The sequence below is a fragment of the Variovorax sp. LjRoot130 genome, from assembly GCF_964253755.1.
Taxonomy (GTDB): domain Bacteria; phylum Pseudomonadota; class Gammaproteobacteria; order Burkholderiales; family Burkholderiaceae_C; genus Variovorax.
This window is the reverse complement of the sequence record NZ_CAXURM020000002.1, coordinates 1268091-1283545: the sequence shown is the minus strand read 5'-3', so window position 1 is coordinate 1283545 and position 15455 is coordinate 1268091. Positions and strand designations below refer to the sequence as shown.

Sequence of the window (15455 nt, the reverse complement as noted above, 5' to 3'; positions counted from 1 at the left end):
AGGGTAGGCTCACTCTCTCTTCTTGCGTCCATCGACCTTCTCCTTCCGTTTCAATTCCTCGACAACCTTGTCCAGCTCGTCGAAGCGGGCGTCCCAGAGCTGGTGGTACCTCTCGATCCATGCCGCCTCTTCCTCAAGTCGGCGCAGGCCGAGCTTGCAGGTCCGCACGCGCCCGACCTTCTCCGTGGTGACGAGCCCCGCCTGCTCCAAGACGCCGACATGCTTCTTCATGCCCGTGAGGGTCATGTGGAACTTCTCGGCAAGGTCCGTGATTGAAGCGTCTGCACCTCCGAGCTGCTCCAGAACGCCGCGTCGGGTGGCGTCCGAGAACGCGGCGAACGAGGCATCGAAGCGGGCCCGGCTATACTGAACCATGCAGTTCAGTATACACACGGATTGGCGGCATGCAAGGGGAGGCCGAGCGCGCGCTGCGCTGCCGGCCGCCTTCCCCAAAATCGACCCCATCTTGATGCAGATTCAATCGACTCGGCGATCCCCAGGCCCGTAGCTTCGGAATTAAAAAAAGCCCACCACCCTTGCGTCGTTGCGTTGTAGCTGGATGAAGCAACAAACCCTTGCCGCAGCAGCCGATCAAGGCGCCGGATTCGAACAGTACCGCCGAGCAACCAAGCGCGATGTGTTCCTTGCGACGATGAACGAGATCGTTCCCTGGCACGCACTGTGCGAGGCGATCGAACCGCACTACCCGAAGGCCGGCAACGGCCGCCCGCCAGTGGGCCTGGAGCGCATGCTGCGGATGTACTTCGTGCAGCACTGGTTCAACCTGGCCGATGAGGCTTGTGAAGAGGCGCTGCTGGACAGCACGGCACTGCGCGGCTTCGTGGGCATTGATCTGGGCCGAGAGCGCGTGCCCGACGGCACGACGTGCTGAAGTTTCGTCGTCTGCTGGAGAAGCATCAACTGGGCGAGCGGCTGTTTGCCACGGTCGGCCAGGTGCTGCAGGCCCGGGGCCTGAAGGTGGGCACGGGCACCATCGTGGACGCCACCATCATCGGTGCGCCCAGCTCGACGAAGAACGCCGACAAGGCGCGCGACCCCGAGAGGTCATGCGGCGTCCATTCGCCGTTCTTGTCATCAGCTAGCACCAGCGAGTCATTGTTCCTGCGGTGTCGGAGAAAAATTCGCAACCTTCTCAAAGTGCCGCACTGCCGATCAACCCCAAGTTCGCCTTGAGCATGTCAAACACCTTGCGGGTACGCGGACTGATGACGTTCTTGCGGATGAACAAGTGGTAGGCCAAGTCGGGAAGGCGGGGTAGACCGTCATTTTCGCCCAGCACGCGCAGGTCCGCACCCACCAGCTCGACACCGCGCGCAGTCACGCCCAAGCCGGCACGCAGAGCAGCCTTAATACCTATCAAGCTCGAGGCGGTGTAGCTGGCCGTCCAGCGGATCCCGGCGGCGTCCAGCGCCTCACGTGCCATCTTGTGGAACACGCTGGGTCCTTCCACCAGGATCAGCGGCAGCGGCTTGACGCGGTCATGCACATAGTTGGCCGAACACAGCCACACGGTTGGCGATGTGCGCAACACCACGCCCTCCAGCGTGGCGTCGTGGCGGTTGGAGATCGTCATGTCGATCTCTCCGCGCTTGAGCGACTCCATGAGGAAGGGGCTTCGGCCCACTTGAATGTCCAACTGCAGCAGCGGTGAAGCGCGCGCCACCTGTGCCAGTAGCGGTGGCAGCATGGTGTCGGCCACGTCGTGCGGTGCACCTATGCGCAGCACGCCTTCGAGGTGGCCCTGCTGCAAGCTGCGCAGAGCCTCGTCATTGATGGTCAATAGGTGCCGCGCATATTCCAGCAGCTTTTGTCCATGTGGCGTGAGGCGTTTGTGGCGTCCGTGCTTTTCAAACAGCGGGCGGCCGATCTGGTCCTCCAGCCGCTGCATTTGCTGCGTCACCGCGGATTGCGTTTTGGACAGGCGCACAGCGGCGGCGGCGAAGCTATCTTGCTCGTCAATGGCCACCAAGGCCCTGAGCAATTCCAGATCCAGGGTGTCCATATATTAATAAGTCTAATGCATTTCCTTTGGCTTCTCGCTTGTTGGGCGTAACTGGTTTGCCTAAAGTAAGTCCAGTCAGGCCTTATTTCACTTAGGAAACCTTCATGAGCGTAGCAGAGCAGCGCAAACAAGCGGTTGCGGACAGCATTCGAAACATTAAAGATTCTGTTGGCAATGGCGAACCCACGCGCGAGTCTCTGGCCGCGGTGCTGGTTGCCCTCAACCAGCTCGCGGCGCGCAAAGAGTTGTGGAGCGCCAGTGAGTTCGCCGCGCCCCAAGGCGGCGAACTGCAGGCTCGCTACCTGATTGCCGAAGACGCTGATCAGAGCTTCGCGCTCTACCTGAATGTCATGCGCCCAGGCAAGCGGATCGTGCCCCACAACCACACCACCTGGGCCTGTATCAGCGCGGTGGAAGGGACCGAGGTCAACCGCCTCTATGAGCGCCAGGACGATGGCTCGGCGCCGGGCAAGGCTCAACTCATGCAGACCGGCTCCATGACGGTAGAACCCGGCACCGGCATCGCGTTGATGCCCGATGACATCCACTCCGTGGAGATCCCGGTCGGCCAGGTCATCCGCCACCTGCACATGTATGGCCGCGCGCTGGAGACGCTGAACGCGCGGACCGCCTACGACATGGAAAAAGGCACCTGCGAGACCATGTCCATCGGCGTGCCGACCCGACGCTCATGAACGCGCCCGACCACGCGCCAACCCTCGCAGTTGCAATGACATCCTGGGTAGAAGCGGCCACGCTCAAGGCCTGGCTGCACGACGGGCGCGAGATAGCGCTGTTCGATGTGCGCGAGCACGGCCAGTATGGCCAAGCTCACCTGTTTTACGGCATCTCCCTGCCTTATAGCCGGCTGGAGATCGAGGCTCCTCGCCTGGCGCCGCGCAAAAGTGTGCGCCTTGTCGTTCACGATGGCGGAGATGGCGGAGATGGCGTTGCGTTGACAGCTGCGCAGCGCCTGGTAGCGCTGGGTTACACCGATGTCCATGTGCTCCGTGGCGGCACGGCGGGCTGGCAGGCTGCGGGCTTTCCGCTGTTTGCCGGCGTCAATGTTCCATCCAAGACCTTTGGTGAATTGGCCGAGCAGGTCTATCGCACGCCACATGTCGGCGCGAATGATCTGGCGGCGATGCTGGAGCGCAAGGAAGACGTCGTGGTGCTCGACGGACGGCCGTTCACCGAGTTCCAGAAGATGAACATCCCGACGGCCATCAATTGCCCCAACGGCGAGCTGGCCCTGCGCATCCGCAGCCTCGTTCCGAGCGAGAAGACCCGCATCGTGATCAACTGCGCAGGGCGCACGCGCAGCATCATCGGCGCGCAGACGCTGATCAATCTGGGTTTGCCCAACCCGGTGTTCGCGCTGGAGAACGGCACGCAAGGTTGGCACTTGGCCGACCTGGCGTTGGAGCATGGGGGAAGCCGCCGCTACGGCAATGCGGACGAACCCGCCGCAAAAAGCGCCATGCAGGCAGCGGCCAGTGCATTGGCCCGGCGCTTCGAAGTGCCTACAGTCACCGCGGACACCGTGCGCACATGGGCGGTCGATCCGCAGCGCACCTTGTTTTTGTGCGACGTGCGCACGCCCGAAGAATTCGCCAAGGGCAGCCTGCCCGGCGCCCAGCACACGCCGGGCGGCCAACTGATGCAGGCCAACGACCAGTACCTGGGTGTGCGCCATGCCCGGCTGGTGGTGTTCGATTCGGACGGTATTCGTGCCCGTACGGTGGCGAGCTGGTTGCGCCAGATGGGTCATGACGCCAGCGTGCTGGACCAGGGCCTGGATAGCGGACTCGCGCTCCCTCCGGCCGAGATTGCGCCGTTGCCGCCGCTGCCGTCTATCAGCCCGAAGGCTTTGGCTGCGGGTCTGGCCGGGCGCGGCGTGGCCGCCATCGACTTGCGGCCCAGCATGCAGTTTCGCAAGGGGCACATTGCAGGCACGCGTTGGTCGATCCGTCCGCGCCTGACCGCCGCCTTGGCTGGCGAGCAGCGGCCGGTGGTGCTGATTGCGGACGATCCCGCGGTAGCGGGCTGCGCGGCCATTGACCTTGCGGAGCTCGGCCTGCACGCCAGCCTGCTCGAAGGCGGCACGGCGAGTTGGCAAGCAGCGGGGCTGCCACTGCGAGCCGGTGACGGCGCGCTTCCCGACAGCGATTGCATCGATTTCTTGTTCTTCGTCCACGACCGGCACAACGGCAACAAGGAGGCGGCGCGCCAGTACCTCGCCTGGGAGGTCAACCTGGTGGGCCAACTGGACGCGCTGGAACTGAGCGCGTTCCGTTTGCCGCCCGCTCTGCCGCCGCACCCGTCCTCACCTTCCGCTTGATCGCCTGAGTCAACTGCCCTTCACTTCACGGGAGACCGCCATGCTTGCCAAGATCAAACTCACCGCCGCCTCGCTCTGCTGGAGCCTGTGTGCCCTGCAGGGCGCATCAGCCCAGCCCATGCCGCAGGTGGGCGAGTTTCCGAACCAGCCGATCAAGTTCGTCTCCCCGTTTCCGCCTGGCGGCGGCAATGACGCCAGCACGCGTTTCGTGACCAGTCGCCTCCCGGAGATCATTGGCCAGTCCGCTGTGGTGGACAACCGCGCGGGCGCCGGCGGCAACATCGGCGCGAAGGCTGTGGCCGAGGCCAAACCCGACGGCTACACGGTTCTTACGGGACAGGTGTCGCTGATGGCCGTGAATCCCTCGCTCTATGCCGCGCCGGGCTTCGATCCGTTGAAGAACTTTGTGCCCATCACCCAGATCAATGCCGCGCCGTTGGTGCTGGTCGTGGCCAGCAACTCACCGCTCAAAACCATTGCCGATCTGGTCGAAAAAATAAAGGCGCAACCCGGTCGCGTCACCTATGCCACGCCTGGCAATGGCACGCTCTCGCACCTGGTGGGCGTGGTGCTGGAAAAGGACAGCGGGATGACCATGACCCATGTTCCGTACAAGGGCGCAGCCCCGGCGATGACCGACCTGTTGGGTGGCCAGGTGGACCTGCTCATTACCTCCACCGCATCGGTGGCCGGCTCCATCCAAAGCGGCAAGATGCGCGCCTTGGCGGTGACCAGTCCGCGCCGCATCGGTGTGTTCGAGAAGGTGCCCACGCTGGAAGAGCTGGGCTACCGCAACACGACCTTTGAAGACTGGTACGGCTTCTTTGCTCCGGCCGGCACGCCGCCCGATCGCGTTGCCTATCTGAACAGGAGCATCGTTCGAGCACTCAACACGCCCGAAGTCACCAAGCTGATCACCGACGGCGGCAGCGCCGTGGTTGCCAGCAGTTCCGCCGCCTTTGCCGCACAGCTGAAGGATGACATTGCCCGCTGGTCGCGCGTCGTGAAGCTCTCGGGCGCCCGTCTGGACTAGCACCTGCATGAGCAAGCCATTTCTTTCAAACCCAGGGAGCGCAAGCTCTACGTTGACCCGGCTGGTCCACGCCGGCAAGCAGCCGCAGTACGACGGTGGGCGTCCTGTGAACCCACCGCTGGTGCGGGCCAGCACCGTGCTGTTTGAAAGCGTGGCGCAGCAACAGGAGTTGCGCATCAGGCGCGACGGCGAGCGCTTGTTCACCTATGGGGCCCGCGGCACGCCTACGGTGTTCGCGCTCGAAGACCTGGTCTGCGAGTTGGAAGGCGGCTGGCGCGCGCGCCTGTTCCCTACCGGTCTGGCGGCCATCGCCATGACGCTGCTGTCCTACCTCAAGCCCGGTGATCATGTCCTCATGTCGGACAGCGTCTACGAGCCGGCTCGCAATCTGGCCGACTCCTTTCTCGCGCGGTACAACATCCGCTGCACTTTTTTCGCGGCCGACGGCAGCGATGTCGAAGAGAAGTTCGAGGCTGGTACGCGAATGATCTACGTCGAATGCCCGGGATCGCTGGTCTACGAAATGTGTGACCTGCCTCGCCTGGCCGCGCTGGCGAAGGCACGCGGCGCGTTGCTGGTGGCAGACAACACCTGGGGCTCGGGCTGCCAGTACCGGCCGCTGGCCTTGGGCGCGGACGTGTCCATCATGGCTGCCACAAAATACCTGTCGGGCCACTCTGACGTGATGATGGGCACAGTGGCTACCACGCGCCAGGCCTGGCAGCCAGTGGCGGAATGCTGTGATGCGTTTGGAATGACCGTGAGTCCTGACGATGCCTGGCTGGTGCTGCGAGGCGCGCGTAGTCTGGCCGCCCGCCTGGCCATGCATGAAAACCACGGTCTGCAGGTGGCGCACTGGCTGCAATCGCGTAGCGAAGTTGGCAGGGTGTTCTGCCCGGCCCTTGCCGGCGATCCGGGCCACGCACTGTGGCAGCGGGATTGCAAGGGAAGCAACGGCCTGGTTTCTTTCGAACTTCAGCCGGACTACCGTCGTGATGCGGCCGAACGACTTATCGACAGTCTCGTGTTGTTCGGCATTGGCGCGTCCTGGGGCGGCTATGAAAGCCTGGTCGCGCTCGCAGACATGAATCGCGCCCGCAGTGTGGCTGACTGGTCTGGCTGCGGACAGGTGATCCGGCTCCATGTCGGGCTGGAAGATCCGGCTGACCTGATTGCCGACCTGGCGCAGGGATTTGCCACACTGGCCTCCTGAAGCTTCGACAGCGGTGATCAGCATGTCTGGCGTCCGCGCCCTCACGCACCCCTGGATTGCCGGGACCCGAAGCCTGTGGCCCGGCGTAGCCGCGCCGCTGCTAATCATGCTGGGCGCCACCTTCCTCTCCGAGCATTACGGTGGGCCGCAACTGCTCTACGCGTTGCTGCTCGGACTGGCCTTCCACTTCCTGCATGAGGACGAACGCTGCCGCCCCGGCATCGAGTTCTGCGCCAAATCGCTGCTGCGCATCGGCGTGGCCCTGCTGGGCGCGCGCATCACGCTGTCGCAGATCGGACAACTGGGCGCCGGACCGCTGGCGCTGGCCGTTTTAAGCATTGCCAGCACGATCGTGCTGGGCGCCTGGCTGGCGAGACGGCTGGGCTTGCGGACAGACTTCGGCCTGCTGTGTGGCGCGGCCGTGTCCATCTGCGGCGCGTCGGCCGCGCTTGCCGTGTCGGCGGTGATGCCAAAGTCGCAAGATGGCGAGCGCCACACCTTGGTGGCCGTGGTGGGCGTCACAGGGCTGTCCACCCTCGCCATGGTTGTCTATCCGCTGCTGGCCCAGCAGCTCGGGTTCAGCGACACCAGCGCTGGCATTTTTCTGGGCGGCACCATCCATGACGTTGCACAAGTGGTGGGCGCGGGGCTGATGCTGTCGCATCCCACCGGAGACGTCGCATTGATCGTCAAGCTGGTCCGCGTCACGCTGCTGGTGCCAGTCGTGGCCGCACTGGCCTTCTACTGGCGGCGCAGCAGTGGGTACACAGCAGCAGGCGCGGGCCGGCGGGCGCCGCTACTGCCATTTTTTTTAGTGGGCTTCGTCGCCCTGGTGCTGGTCAACAGTACAGGCTTCGTTACGCCAGAGGTCACTGACGTGTTAGGTCAGGTCTCGCGCACCTGTCTGGTGGTCGCCATTTCGGCACTGGGCATCAAAACCTCATTGGGGGAACTGGTGAAGCTGGGCTGGCGTCCCATGGCGCTGATGATCGTCGCCACTTTGTGGCTTGCTGCCGTCGTGTTGGCCTATCTGTGGGTATTTAGGCCGTGAGTGCCGAACGCAGCCACGGCTCTCCGAATCGGATGAGCGCGCCCCTCAGGCCACCACCATCGGACCTGCACGGGATCAATCTAGAGACCGTCCAAGTCTCGATTGCGAGCCTCTATCGCATCTCGAATATGACTCGGGCGCAGGAGCCTTCGTAGTGCAGTTCGCTCGGTGACAGTGACGCGGTGGATCTTGGACTTGAGCAGGGTGCGAAACATCGCAATAAGACGAGACAGGTGGGGAAGAGGGCAGCAGGCCCCGCTGGCAACATTCAGTTCCGGACCAATGCGCAACAGCGCCGAATGCTGGTGGCGAACCATCAGAAAGAAAATCCCGGGCCAGGTACATTGCGCTGCCGGTCTGGCTAGGGTGAGCGAGATCGACTTGCACGCGGGCGAGGCACTGACCTTGCGCGACGGGATACCCGAACCAGGGCGGCAGGTCAACGCCGGCTCCCCTGTCCGCATGGCGCGAGGGTTGGATCGTCTTCGACGCCACGCCGCTCGGCGTGGCTGCCCCCGCGTTGTTCGTGCAGGCCTGCGAACTGATGACGCAACCCGCCTCGTGCGCATGTTGAAGGCAGGCGCGAGGAAAAGCCGGGGCCCTTCACCAAGCCCAGGTTGCTGGTCCACAACGAACCGGACGCAGGCGTGAATCACCCGCTTCTCGCCATCCCTTGCAGCAGCCGACTCAGATCCCTCTTCCCTCTCGCATTGGCGCCGCGCCACGCCTGCCTCGCCGCCGCGACGAATCGCTCTTCCGCGGGGTCGGGTATGTCGGCGGCCAGATCCGCCCTGTCAAGCCATCCGATCTCGACCTCGCAGTGCCGCTCGATCTGCCTGGCGAGCGTGTCGCCGATGGGGCGTGAACTCTTGATCTGGCTCCACATGCTGGGCGACACCTCGATCTTCTGTGCGAAGGCTTGATCAAGTCCCTTGGCCGGAAGGCCGGCAGCGATGGCCTCTTCAAGAAAGCGCCGATGAAGCATGAGCGCATTGCGGCGACGTGTGACTGTGAGATTGGGCACTGTTCAAAAACAACGACAGAAAAAAAGATTGTCCGAGGTGTTGACGCAGCAGTAAAGACTATTTACAGTTCACTTCATTCGCGGTCTTGGCCGCATGAATCTACTTACTACTTCTTCGATCACACCACGCAAGCAGGAACCATCGTGAAAGCCAGACTGACCCTCACCAACATTCGACCCGCATCGGGCCGGGCGTTCGTGCGCGTCTCGTTTTGCGGCGACCTCGGCATGCTGCCGTCGAAGCTCCATCAGCGCCCGAACCCCATGCACGCCACGCAAGCGAACTTGTGGGCTGGAGCATATGAGGATCAGGTGCCACCGGGCGGAGGTAGCGCGTAAGCGCGCATCTCCCAAGCGCTCTCAAAGAAGAGGCCCGGACACCGCAAGGTTCCGGGCCTTTTTGTTTTCAACTTGAGCGGCATGCCGCTCGCAACCTCGCAGCGCCATGCATCGCCATGGACTGCCCTTGTAGTGATCGCGCTGCATGGCACCGCGGCTCAACCCGGTGGGTGCTCCTTAACAATTTGCTGCGAGGCACGGCCGACCACTGGAACGGACCGAAGCCTCGCATCGTGCGGACATGGCTCAGTCGGTAGAGCGCGACCTTCCCAAGGTCGAAGTCCCGGGTTCGAACCCCGGTGTCCGCTCCATTTCGGGTGTGTCTTCACCACACCACCAGGGATCAGCCGCGTGGACGGTCTGGTGGGATGTGCAGGGACGTGGACCACCCCTGTGCAGCGATGTCGACGGGGCAGCGCGCTCGAAGCGCGGCCCATCGCGTGAGGTCACAACCGAAATGGACGTTTTCAGGCCCCGGTGACGGAACTGGCATACGTGTCCGCCTTAGAAGCGGAATTCTGGGAGTTCAAATCTCCCCTGGGGCACCACTTTTCACTTTTCTCTGGGTGTAGTGTCAATCTGGTAGACGGCCTGCCTTGGAAGCAGGAGGCTGCAGGTTCAAATCCTGCCACTCAGACCATTCATGCTTGTTCATGCGTGTGTAGCTCAACTGGCAGAGCACTGGTCTCCAAAACCAGCGGTTGAGGGTTCGACTCCTTCCGCGCGCGCCAACCTTTCGTCTCGTTCGTCTAGTGGCCAAGGACATCGGGCTTTCATCCCGAAGATCGCGGGTTCGACCCCCGCACGAGACGCCATCTTCAGGCCCTTCAAATCCTTGAGGGTCGGCCAGTCAGCTTTTTTCCGTGTGTGGCGCAGTTGGTAGCGCGCGTGCTTTGGGAGCATGAGGTCGCAGGTTCGAGACCTGCTACACGGACCATACCCGAGCGGGACCGGGCCATGCAGATGGCCCTCCCGCGGAAACCGGCCGCAACGATTGGGCGGCGCCGGAACCCGTCACCGGAAGCTATTTGTTGGGGAGTGGTGCGAGCGGTCCAAGCCGCCTGGTTCTGAGCCAGGATTTCGCCGGTTCGAATCCGGCCTCCCTTGCCAGTTTGTTCCGCTAACTCAGTGGCCAGAGTGCCTCCCTGTCCAGGAGGAAGCCAGGGGTTCGACTCCCCTGCGGAACGCCATCTCATGCCGCCGCGATAGCTCAGTCGGTAGAGCGTCGGATTGAAAGTCCGGGCGTCGAAGGTTCGATCCCTTCTTGCGGCACCACCCCTTTTTCTCTCCTTCCCGCGTTAGCTCAATGGACCAGAGCGCCTGCCTACGAAGCAGGGGGTTGCACGTTCGAGTCGTGCACGTGGGACCACCTTTCACGGATCGTGAGCAGCACCGGCGACTGCAGCGGACTGTAAATCCGCCTCCTCCGGAATACTTCGTTCGACTCGAAGACGATCCACCCGTCGGTCCGTGCGGGCCTGGCCGAACCACATTTTTCTCGGCGCGGTAGCAAAGCGGCCGTGCAACGGATTGCAAATCCGTCCAGCCCGGTTCGACTCCGGGCCGCGCCTCCACCATCGACACCCCGTTAGCTCAGCGAACAGAGCAGCGAGCTCCTACCTCGTGGGTCGGGAGTTTGAATCTCTCACGGGGCACCAGCACCACGTATCACCATCAACCACAGGAGCCACCATGCGCAGACGTACCACCCCGATCCGCACGATCGTCGTGCGGCCAGCCAAGCCGCGCAACCCGGTGATGCTCGCCGTGGTGCAGCGCCTTGCCACCTTCGCCGGCCGCCGGCACGCGGCGGATCTGCGCGCACGCGAGCGTCTCCAACGCATGGACCTCGATCAGCGTGTGCGAGAACTCGGCGAGTGGTGACGGCGATCGACCGCGCAACTTCAGTCCTTCCCGGTAGGTCATTGGGCAGAGCGGCGCACTGTTCATGCACCTGTCAACGTTCGATCCGTGTCCGGGGAGCCAATCCAGCCCTTTAGCTCAGAGGCAGAGCAGTCGGTCGATAACCGACAGGTCGACGTTTCGAAATCGTCAGGGGCTACCAGTCTCATGGTGCGCGTAGCTCAATGGCAGAGCTGCGGGTTGTGGTCCCGCTGACGACGGTTCGATTCCGTTCGTGCACCCCATACCCTCTCCATGGCGGAATCGGCAGACGCGCCAGCCTCAAACCCTGGAGCCTTCGGGCACTGTCCGTTCGAATCGGACTGGAGAGACCAACACCGTCGCGTAGCTCAGTCGGGCCGAGCGCTCGCCTCATAAGCGAGAGGACGGCGGTTCGAGTCCGCCCACGACGACCATTCCACGCGGGCATAGCTCAGCGGCAGAGCAGCCGGCTTTTAACCGGCAGGTCGAGATTTCGAAACTCTCTGCCCGCACCACTCGCCCCAGCGTGCCCTTAGCTCAGCGGACAGAGCGCTGCCCTCCGAAGGCAGAGGTCGGAGATTCGACTTCTCCCGGGCGCACCACCACGAATCAACACAACAGGGAGACCATCATGGAACTCATGAGGAACGTCCAGACCTGGACCGATGGCCTGGAGATCGAATACGAAGCGATCAACCAGATCCGCAACCTCTCGCGGCTGCCGATTTTGGCCGGCCACGTGGCGGTAATGCCCGACGTGCACTTCGGCAAGGGCGCGACGGTGGGATCCGTGATTCCAACGATCGGCGCCATCATTCCGGCGGCTGTCGGTGTGGACATCGGCTGCGGCATGTGTGCGGTGCGCACCGACCTCGTCGCCGGCGACCTGCCGGACAACCTGGCGCCGATTCGTGGCGCGATCGAGTCCATGGTCCCGGTGGGCTTCGCGATCCACGGTCGCGAGCTGAATCCCACGCACGAGGGGCCGCACGGCCGTGTGCTGCGCGATCGTATGGAGGTGCTTTTCAAGCGCTTCGAAGCGTTGGGCATTCTGCCGGTGCTGGGCCAGGTCGATGCGCGCCGGATCTGGAAACAGCTCGGAACGCTGGGCGGCGGAAACCACTTCATCGAGCTTTGCCTCGATGAAGTGGGTGTCGTCTGGGTGATGCTGCACTCCGGGTCGCGCTTCATCGGCAAGACCATCGGCGAAGCGGCGATCGGCATGGCGCGGGAAAGCGCGCATCGTGCCGGCGTGCCGCTTCCGGACCGTGACCTCGCTTGGTTGAGCGAGGGCACGACCGAGTTCGACCGATATGTCGAGGCATTGCGCTGGGCGCAGGACTATGCGGCGCTCAACCGCGACTTGATGCTGTTCCGTGTCATGAACGTGTTGCGGGAGGCATTCGGCCGTCCCATCGGATCGACCAAGGAGGCGATCAACTGCCATCACAACTATGCGAGCGTCGAGGAACACTTTGGCCGGCAAGTGTGGGTGACCCGCAAAGGCGCCGTGAGCGCCCGCGAGGGACAGCTGGGCATCATCCCCGGCTCGATGGGGGCGAAGAGCTTCATCGTGCGCGGCAAGGGCAACCCGGCTTCGTATTGCTCATGCAGTCACGGCGCCGGCCGGCGCATGTCGCGCGGCGCCGCGAAGCGCTTCTTCGACCTCGCGGCGCTGGCCGCCCAGACCGAAGGGGTCGAATGCCGGAAGGACGAAGGAGTGATCGACGAGATCCCCGGTGCCTACAAGGACATCGATGTCGTGATGGCGGCGCAGGCCGATCTCGTCGGCATCGAGCACGCCCTGAAGCAGGTGCTCTGCGTCAAGGGCTGACCGCCGTACTCTGCGGCGGTCTCGACTCAACGGAACCATCGCCGCGAAAGGAGGCGACATGAATGCACACGTTTTGCAACTCGACATCCAGGGAACGCCGCAGGCTTGGATCTCGCTGGAGCAGGCCGCGCTGCATTACGCCAGTGCGTCTGTGGCATGGGAGGACGGTGGGCCGCCGCTGGCGACGCTGCGCGGCGGCTTCAACGTTGCGCGCGGCGTTCAGTCGCGGATCGAGGTGGCGCCGATCATCGCGCTGCGCGGCGCGTCGAAGATCAACCTGTTCGACGTCGTACCGGGCCTGAGCAAGAGCAAGCTGCTGCGCCGCGACCGGCACACCTGCGCCTATTGCGCCGGCGTTTTCCGGGAGCGGGATCTGCAGTGCGAGCATGTCATGCCGCAATCGCGCGGCGGGCTCTGGTCATGGACCAACCTGGTGGCCGCCTGCGGAGTGTGCAACAACCGCAAGGCTGCGCGCACGCCGGAGGAGGCGGATATGCCGCTGGTCTATCTGCCCTACGTGCCGAGCCGCTTCGAAGACTTTCTGCTCGAGGGCAGGAACATTCGGGCGGATGTGCACGAGTGGCTGGCGAGGCGGCTGCCGAAGGGGTCGCGGCTCCATTGAGTTCGGGCCTTCTCAGGTACGGCCAGATCAGAAGGGCGCCTCGAGGGTCGTAACACGCTTTACACGCTGCTCGTGTTCATCGATGACGCCACCAGCCGATTGATGCAGCTGCACTTCGTGCCTACCGAATCATCCTTCGCGTACTTCGAAGCCACGCGCGCCCATCTCGAGCAGCACGGCAAGCCGGTGGCGTTCCACAGCGACAAGGCCAGTATCTTCCGCTCGACGCAAGTCTCTACCGACTTCGGCCGCGGCACCACGCAATACGGCCGCGCGCTGTTCGAGCTGAATCGACATCTGGTGCGCCAACTCGAGCCAGGCCGAGGGCCGTGTGGAGCGCGCCAACCTGACCTTGCAGGATCGCCTGGTGAAGGAGCTGCGCCTGCGCGAGATCAACGCGCGCGAGGCGACCAACGCCTTTGCGCCGCATTTCATCGCCGACTTCAACACCTTTGCGAAGCCACCTAACAGGCTGCTGAAGTACCAGGCACGCCGAAGGCGCCCAGCGCACTGAAGACGGCATTCTTGTGATTTCGGCGTCCCAAGTCCGCTGCCATCCCTGTTTCCCCCGTTTTGAGGCGCGTTTGGGGCTCTCACTGGCCCGCTACGCGGCCAACGGACGGACTTCTGCCAAGGTCCGCATGCGCACCAAGTTGTAGGCGGCCATCGTCAGCACGAACAACTGGTCGACTTTCTTGATGCCGCGCACCATCACCTGCCGGATGGGGCCGACGAACTTGGCCCAGCCGAAGCCCTGCTCGATGAGCTTTCGCTTGCGCTGCGAGATCGCATAGCCCTCGCTCCGGGCGATCTCGTCGGCCACCGCCGAACGACGCCCCGCTTTGTTCTGCGCCACATGCGGCGTGACGTTCATGCGATGCAGCGCCTCGATGAACTCGGCCGCGTCATAGCCCTTGTCGGCACCAAGCGTGACCTCGGTATCCGCTCTCGCGGTGGCTTGACGTGCGTCCCTGATCATGACCTTGGCCGCTTCACGTTCGGCAAAGCCGTCGGCCTGCGTGACCATGGCGTTGACGACCAGGCCGTGACGGTTGTCGGTGAGCGTGTGCCCCATGTAGCGCAACTCGCTGGCAGTCTTGCCCTTGCGGTACAGCCTCGAATCGGGATCGGTCTTCGACTCGTGCGTTTCGTTGCTGCGTCGCTGCCCCTTGAAGTCCCCGCCGCTGCCGGCATCGTCGTCACCGCCCTTGCTAACGAAGCTCTTGTGTCCTGCCCAGGCCTGGATCAGCGTGCCATCGACGCTGAAGTGCTCTCCCGACAACCAATCCTTGTTCTCCGCCGTCTCCAGCACTTCGTTGAAGAAGGCGACCACCGCGTCGTGCTCAATCAGGCGCTGGCGGTTCTTGCTGAACACCGTCGGCACCCACACCGCGTCGTCCATCGCCAGGCCGATGAACCAGCGAAACAGCATGTTGTATTGCGTCTGCTCCATGAGCTGGCGCTCCGAGCGGATGCTGAACAGAATCTGCAACAGCATCGCGCGAAGCAGCTTCTCCGGCGCGATGCTCGGGCGGCCGCCCTTGATGTCGGCCTCGTACATCCGAGAGAACAACTCGTCCATCTTGGCCAGCGCCTCATTGACCATCACCCGGATGCGGCGCAGCGGATGGTCGGCGGGAACGAAGTCGTCCAGCCGTCTCATCGTGAACAAACCTTCGGTGAATGTGTCAGGGCCGCGCATCGCAGGGGGTTTCGTGGGTCTGCAAGGACAACGCCCCAGGCCCACTTTCGGGGGACTTTCGAATGAGGTATTTCAGCAGCCTGCTAAGCGGGACTTTGATGCCCATCGAGCGGTGCGCGCTGATGAAGATCTGGATCTGATCTTCACCTGGCGACTGCAGCGCAAGGTGTCACTGTCGCTCACGCTGCAGCGCAAGCGGGCAATCCGAAGTCGCATCCCTCTCGTCCCTTCTCCCCTCGGATTTGCTTCGAGATCGCCCCTCGATTTGCGTAGATCGTTCGCGCTAGACCGTCTTGAGAATGGTCGGCGGGTAGTGCCCTTCCTAGACTTCGTCGACTGGGGATGAGGCACGTCCCCAGGTTAGGCCATTTCGGTGTGACCGGCCACCT

Annotated in this window: 12 protein-coding genes, 16 tRNA genes and 2 pseudogenes; 26 read left to right on the top strand and 4 right to left on the bottom strand. The window is 63.4% G+C overall.

Going from position 1 to position 15455, the window contains the following annotated elements; genetic code table 11:
- Positions 1-9: 9 nt before the first annotated feature.
- On the bottom strand, positions 10-375 hold the full coding sequence (locus ACSQ86_RS35925; RefSeq protein ID WP_093110303.1) for an ArsR/SmtB family transcription factor: 366 nt from the start codon (positions 373-375) through the stop codon (positions 10-12).
- Between the two features lie 184 nt (positions 376-559).
- Between ACSQ86_RS35925 and ACSQ86_RS35920 the strand changes: the two are divergent.
- Positions 560-1062: pseudogene (locus ACSQ86_RS35920) on the top strand (IS5 family transposase); the annotation flags it as partial.
- A gap of 91 nt (positions 1063-1153) precedes the next feature.
- On the opposite strand, the gene ACSQ86_RS35915 reads toward ACSQ86_RS35920, so the two are convergent.
- Positions 1154-2023 (bottom strand): LysR substrate-binding domain-containing protein, encoded by an 870-nt coding sequence (locus tag ACSQ86_RS35915; protein WP_436310814.1) that lies wholly within the window; start codon positions 2021-2023, stop codon positions 1154-1156.
- Between the two features lie 104 nt (positions 2024-2127).
- Between ACSQ86_RS35915 and ACSQ86_RS35910 the strand changes: the two genes are divergently transcribed.
- From ACSQ86_RS35910 to ACSQ86_RS35890, 5 genes are all read left to right on the top strand, one after another.
- Entirely contained in the window at positions 2128-2718 is a 591-nt protein-coding gene (locus tag ACSQ86_RS35910) for a hypothetical protein (RefSeq protein ID WP_436306479.1), read from the top strand.
- A 35-nt stretch (positions 2719-2753) separates the two neighbouring features.
- Entirely contained in the window at positions 2754-4364 is a 1611-nt protein-coding gene (locus ACSQ86_RS35905; RefSeq protein WP_436310900.1) for a rhodanese-like domain-containing protein, read from the top strand.
- A 40-nt stretch (positions 4365-4404) separates the two neighbouring features.
- Positions 4405-5397 (top strand): Bug family tripartite tricarboxylate transporter substrate binding protein, encoded by a 993-nt coding sequence (locus ACSQ86_RS35900; protein ID WP_436306480.1) that lies wholly within the window; start codon positions 4405-4407, stop codon positions 5395-5397.
- A gap of 7 nt (positions 5398-5404) precedes the next feature.
- Positions 5405-6610: a cystathionine beta-lyase gene (gene metC, locus ACSQ86_RS35895; protein ID WP_436310813.1), complete on the top strand. Its 1206-nt coding sequence runs from the start codon at positions 5405-5407 to the stop codon at positions 6608-6610.
- 106 nt (positions 6611-6716) lie between these two features.
- On the top strand, positions 6717-7661 hold the full coding sequence (locus ACSQ86_RS35890) for a YeiH family protein (RefSeq protein ID WP_436310812.1): 945 nt from the start codon (positions 6717-6719) through the stop codon (positions 7659-7661).
- A 652-nt stretch (positions 7662-8313) separates the two neighbouring features.
- Here the strand turns inward: ACSQ86_RS35890 and ACSQ86_RS35885 are convergent.
- Positions 8314-8646, bottom strand: coding sequence for a hypothetical protein (locus ACSQ86_RS35885; protein ID WP_436310811.1), 333 nt, complete (start codon positions 8644-8646; stop codon positions 8314-8316).
- Between the two features lie 613 nt (positions 8647-9259).
- Between ACSQ86_RS35885 and ACSQ86_RS35880 the strand changes: the two genes are divergently transcribed.
- The 20 genes and pseudogenes from ACSQ86_RS35880 to ACSQ86_RS35785 all read left to right on the top strand — a co-directional run.
- Positions 9260-9335 (top strand) — tRNA-Gly (locus ACSQ86_RS35880).
- Between the two features lie 160 nt (positions 9336-9495).
- Positions 9496-9572 (top strand) — tRNA-Leu (locus ACSQ86_RS35875).
- 14 nt (positions 9573-9586) lie between these two features.
- Positions 9587-9664 (top strand) — tRNA-Pro (locus ACSQ86_RS35870).
- Positions 9665-9679: 15 nt separating this feature from the next.
- Positions 9680-9755, top strand: a tRNA-Trp gene (locus ACSQ86_RS35865).
- A gap of 7 nt (positions 9756-9762) precedes the next feature.
- Positions 9763-9839 (top strand) — tRNA-Glu (locus tag ACSQ86_RS35860).
- 46 nt (positions 9840-9885) lie between these two features.
- A tRNA-Pro gene (locus tag ACSQ86_RS35855) sits at positions 9886-9961 on the top strand.
- A 177-nt stretch (positions 9962-10138) separates the two neighbouring features.
- Positions 10139-10214: transfer RNA gene (locus tag ACSQ86_RS35850), tRNA-Asp, on the top strand.
- A gap of 9 nt (positions 10215-10223) precedes the next feature.
- Positions 10224-10299, top strand: a tRNA-Phe gene (locus ACSQ86_RS35845).
- A 17-nt stretch (positions 10300-10316) separates the two neighbouring features.
- Positions 10317-10393, top strand: a tRNA-Arg gene (locus tag ACSQ86_RS35840).
- A 131-nt stretch (positions 10394-10524) separates the two neighbouring features.
- Positions 10525-10598 (top strand) — tRNA-Cys (locus tag ACSQ86_RS35835).
- A 118-nt stretch (positions 10599-10716) separates the two neighbouring features.
- Positions 10717-10908, top strand: coding sequence for a short-chain dehydrogenase (locus ACSQ86_RS35830; protein ID WP_436306484.1), 192 nt, complete (start codon positions 10717-10719; stop codon positions 10906-10908).
- Positions 10909-11014: 106 nt separating this feature from the next.
- Positions 11015-11089 (top strand) — tRNA-Ile (locus tag ACSQ86_RS35825).
- A gap of 8 nt (positions 11090-11097) precedes the next feature.
- Positions 11098-11171: transfer RNA gene (locus ACSQ86_RS35820), tRNA-His, on the top strand.
- Between the two features lie 4 nt (positions 11172-11175).
- Positions 11176-11261: transfer RNA gene (locus ACSQ86_RS35815), tRNA-Leu, on the top strand.
- Between the two features lie 4 nt (positions 11262-11265).
- Positions 11266-11342: transfer RNA gene (locus ACSQ86_RS35810), tRNA-Met, on the top strand.
- Between the two features lie 6 nt (positions 11343-11348).
- Positions 11349-11423: transfer RNA gene (locus ACSQ86_RS35805), tRNA-Lys, on the top strand.
- Between the two features lie 11 nt (positions 11424-11434).
- Positions 11435-11510 (top strand) — tRNA-Arg (locus ACSQ86_RS35800).
- Between the two features lie 29 nt (positions 11511-11539).
- On the top strand, positions 11540-12742 hold the full coding sequence (locus ACSQ86_RS35795; RefSeq protein ID WP_436306485.1) for an RtcB family protein: 1203 nt from the start codon (positions 11540-11542) through the stop codon (positions 12740-12742).
- A gap of 58 nt (positions 12743-12800) precedes the next feature.
- Positions 12801-13364 carry an HNH endonuclease gene (locus ACSQ86_RS35790; protein ID WP_436306486.1) on the top strand — a complete coding sequence of 188 codons (564 nt, stop codon included), beginning with the start codon at positions 12801-12803 and terminating at the stop codon, positions 13362-13364.
- Positions 13365-13406: 42 nt separating this feature from the next.
- Positions 13407-13830 (top strand): annotated as a pseudogene (locus ACSQ86_RS35785) (ISNCY family transposase); the annotation flags it as partial.
- 138 nt (positions 13831-13968) lie between these two features.
- On the opposite strand, the gene ACSQ86_RS35780 reads toward ACSQ86_RS35785, so the two are convergent.
- On the bottom strand, positions 13969-15066 hold the full coding sequence (locus ACSQ86_RS35780; RefSeq protein WP_436307573.1) for an IS5 family transposase: 1098 nt from the start codon (positions 15064-15066) through the stop codon (positions 13969-13971).
- Between the last annotated feature and the right edge of the window lie 389 nt (positions 15067-15455).